This window comes from Microcystis sp. M179S2 (assembly GCF_020245805.1).
Lineage (GTDB): Bacteria > Cyanobacteriota > Cyanobacteriia > Cyanobacteriales > Microcystaceae > Microcystis > Microcystis aeruginosa.
Map to the genome: position 1 here is coordinate 1 of NZ_JADBUE010000392.1, position 3,749 is coordinate 3,749.

4 protein-coding genes and 1 tRNA gene are annotated in these 3,749 nt (G+C 42.6%); 1 reads left to right on the forward strand and 4 read right to left on the reverse strand.

Annotated features, from left to right (window positions below):
- The first annotated feature begins 642 nt into the window (after positions 1-642).
- Entirely contained in the window at positions 643-1,326 is a 684-nt protein-coding gene (locus IM500_RS24345) for an N-acetylmannosamine-6-phosphate 2-epimerase (protein ID WP_190723724.1), read from the forward strand.
- 263 nt (positions 1,327-1,589) lie between these two features.
- Here the strand turns inward: IM500_RS24345 and IM500_RS24350 are convergent, their stop codons facing one another.
- The 4 genes from IM500_RS24350 to speB form a co-directional block, all read right to left on the reverse strand.
- Complete coding sequence (locus tag IM500_RS24350) at positions 1,590-1,733, reverse strand: RING finger protein (RefSeq protein WP_190723723.1); 144 nt, start codon at positions 1,731-1,733, stop codon at positions 1,590-1,592.
- An 81-nt stretch (positions 1,734-1,814) separates the two neighbouring features.
- Positions 1,815-2,864 carry a Rieske 2Fe-2S domain-containing protein gene (locus IM500_RS24355; protein ID WP_287739691.1) on the reverse strand — a complete coding sequence of 350 codons (1,050 nt, stop codon included), beginning with the start codon at positions 2,862-2,864 and terminating at the stop codon, positions 1,815-1,817.
- Positions 2,865-2,944: 80 nt separating this feature from the next.
- A tRNA-Val gene (locus IM500_RS24360) sits at positions 2,945-3,018 on the reverse strand.
- Positions 3,019-3,064: 46 nt separating this feature from the next.
- Positions 3,065-3,749 (reverse strand): agmatinase (gene speB, locus IM500_RS24365; protein ID WP_287739692.1); only part of this gene is annotated, 685 nt, incomplete at its 5' end.

Consider the following 3,749-nt stretch of genomic DNA (forward strand, 5'->3'; position numbering starts at 1 on the left):
AAAAAAGACCCTAAGACCCTTACCTAGTCTATATTTCACATTTATTCAGCCAGCCCTAAGTAATCTAAGTCCAAAATCAGTTATCAGTTATCAGATTTGAGTTTTAAGTGAACGATGCCCATTAGACATAGACCTAATATTATTCCAAGGCTAAAAGTTTTTCTGCTTAAGAGATTTATGCAAATAGAAATGGTTTAATTACTCCATATTTTTTCAATAAAATTGAATTAGCAACGAAAGATGTATATCTCAATTGTCGAACTACTTAATTAGGGTTTGCTGAATAATGGTAAAACCCTTTTAAAATAAGGCTTTTGACCTGTTAAAATCCGATGTTCATGCTGCGAAAATCGGATTGGGACTCTCAAAAACCTGGCATTATCCTTCTTGTAGTACATAAATTGGTACGAAAAGAGAGGGCAACAAAGCCTGAAACTCCTGAATAGTGACTCCTGACTCGGAGACTCCTGACTCCTTAACCCCACCAACAAACTTTTTCAGCACACCCTAATTAGTACACAAGAGAAAAGTAAGCTGTGATTGGGTTATAATTCTTGGAGATGTCTATTGACAAGTTTGGCTCTCTTTTCACTGATTACTGATTACTGCTCACTGATAACTGAAATCCCCGCTCCTCAATTTATGAGAATAGAAACCTTAAAATCAGGTTTAATCGTCTCCTGTCAAGCACCAGTGGAGTCATCTCTGCACGATCCTGTAATTATTGCCGCCATGGCTCATGCTTGCGTGGATAGGGGTGCTTGTGGGGTCAGAATTGATAGTCCCGCTCATCTGAAAGCCACCCGTCAACAATTGCCGGATATACCGATAATTGGGCTCTGGAAACGCAATTATCGCGATTGTTCGGTATATATTACTCCCAAATATCAAGATGCTCTCGCTATTGCCGATGCGGGTGCCGATATCATTGCCTTGGATGCTACCCCAAGAAAGCGTCCTAATGATGAAAATTTAGCCACAATTATCGATCGTATTCATCAGGAAACTGGTAAATTAGTCATGGCAGATATAGACTCGATCGAAAGTGCTATTTATGCCGTGGCAGCCGGTGCTGATATTGTCGGTACAACTCTTTACGGTTACACAGAAGCAACTAAAAATCTACCACCGCCGAGTTTTTCTTTCCTAGAAGAATTAGTTAATAAGTTATCAGTTCCTGTTATCTGTGAAGGAGGAATATCGACTCCAACAGAAGCAAAAAAAGCCCTCGAAGTTGGTGCATATTCGGTAGTTGTTGGCACGGCAATTACAGGGATTGATTTAAAAACTACCGCTTTTTTACAAGGAATTTTATCAAAAGATTAATGGGAGGGAAAAAAACAAAAAGTTTAGCCGCACCTCCTAAAATAGCGACAACCAAAGCGATTAAAATCCCCCGGTTTGTGAATTGCTGATAGGCAATCCCTGCGGTCAATCCGTTAATTTTTTCGTCACTACAATGGATAAACCCGTTAACTTTTCTTAACGTACCCATGTTTATTGTAATATTTCTTAATAGACAGGGATGGATCATATTTGCTAAAAAGGAGATCAAGTCAAAAAAAAGAACCCTTGGCAACCTCTCAAAATTACCCGATGATATTATCAAAATTAGCCACAGCAAGAGGATTTAATGGCGAGACTTGTAGGCCTAGTTTAGGACAATGATTAGACTTAGAGAAAGCCTTAGATTTATGAAAGGTTTCCCTGATTTGTACCCAGTAAGAGGACATCAGAAATTCTCTTAATCCCTCCTAAAGCAGAGGTTATCACCTTTTGTCAAAGGGGAAGTCCAGTCATAAAATGATCAAATTCTAACTGCGCCACCGTAAAATTTGTGCTTTAATGGGGTTGACAAAATCCCGTTTTTCTGCTTGAGATTTTTCGTATTCTTGCTTGAGGCGATAATACCATTTGGCCTGGGTATCGGCATCATCAATTAACATCAAAGCTGGATGATAACTAAGTCCCTCCTGTTGTTTAATCACCACATCGCGATCCTGTTTGAGGAATTGTCGAGTTAAATAACGCAAAAGAGGGGTTAAAAATGCCAACCAAGGGATCGTATAGTATAAACTTTGATGGACTTCGCAGTGATTTTCATCGATGGGAGTAATTGCCGTAAAAGCACAGGCTAAATGGCGGTCGCCTCGTAGTATTTCTGTACGCACCGAGGGCAATTCAAAAACAATTTCAATCGATACTTTATTACCCAAAATTTTATAAGGTTTCGCACTTACAGGCATATCATAGGGGGCAAGACGAAAACCGAGGGGAACAGGTTCGTATTGTTTTTCCTTGACCCGAAATTGGCGCGGACCGCTGCGCCACCACCAAGAAGTATGAACGTAGGGACCGTGGGCCGGATCCATCAATCCCACCACTGCATGGTCAATATTGCAGTCAAAAGTGATAGTTTCGGCTATTTTGGGGGTAAGTTTGCCAAAATCGGCAATAGTCGGCACAGGGGGCAGATTTTCTCGATTAATTTCTCTTTTTGAGTCTGCCGGAATAAACACCCAGATATGACCTTGTATTTCACGACAGGGATAACTGGTGACACAAATTCTGCTAATATCAAGGCGATCGTGTTCAGTTAATGAGGGGATTTCAGAACAAACGCCATCGCTAGTGTTAAATTTCCAGCCATGATAGCAACAGTACACCCCATCCCCTTCAATCCAGCCATGGTGCAGCGGAATGCCACGATGGGGGCAAATATCCCGCAATGCGAACACTTCTCCATCCTCTCTCCTGCCAACAACAATCGGTTCACCTAGCATTTTTTTGGCCATTAGCTGACCGGGTTTAAGTTTATTTGCCGGTGTGGCCACATACCAAAAGTCGCGCAGTAAGCTAGTCATAAGATTTGTCTGGAGAGCTTCGATCGTTCATCCTATCATTAGAGATGAAGGTTATGACCGGGACTAGGGCAGATAATTTATGGACGTAACTGGATTCGAACCAGTGACCCCATCGATGTCAACGATGTACTCTAACCAACTGAGCTATACGTCCGCACGAATTGTTATTATAACACGATTGCTTCTAATTAGGCAAGCCCCTAGGCAATAAATTGATAGCCAATTAACTTATAAATTAACTTGGCAGTGGTAAATTCTGAGACCACCGAATCACTAATCGGGGCCAATTCCATCACATCGCAGCCAATCACCTGATGAGTTTGGAAAAGACGACGGAGAAAGCCTAGGGTTTGATGCCAACTTAACCCCCCCGGTTCCGGGGTTCCCACCCCCGGAATTAAAGCCGGATCTATACCATCCACGTCTATGGTTAAAAATACTTTCTCGGTGGTAATTTTGGCGATCGCTTTTTCGATCCAATTCGGATCACCGGCGATATCTCGATCCCAAATCACGGGAATCTGCTGTTTAGCGATTAATTCCGCTTCTTCTCGACAAATAGCCCGAATTCCCACGGGTAAGGTCGGTAAACCCATTTCTAACACCCGACGCATCACGCAGGCGTGGTTATGGTGGGAGCCTTCGTACTCAAAACGCATATCGCCATGGGCATCAATTTGAACCACCGTAAAAGGTTCCGATAAAGCTTGTTGGTAAGCTTGTACTACTCCAGTGGTGATAGCGTGTTCACCCCCGACGGCGACGACAAATTTATCATCGGCAATTAAACGCGAAACTGTAGCTGTGGTGACGGCTAACATCTCCTCGGCGGACAATTGCGGTTGCTGACGGGTATCTGCGATCGCATCATGGGTATAGATGCCC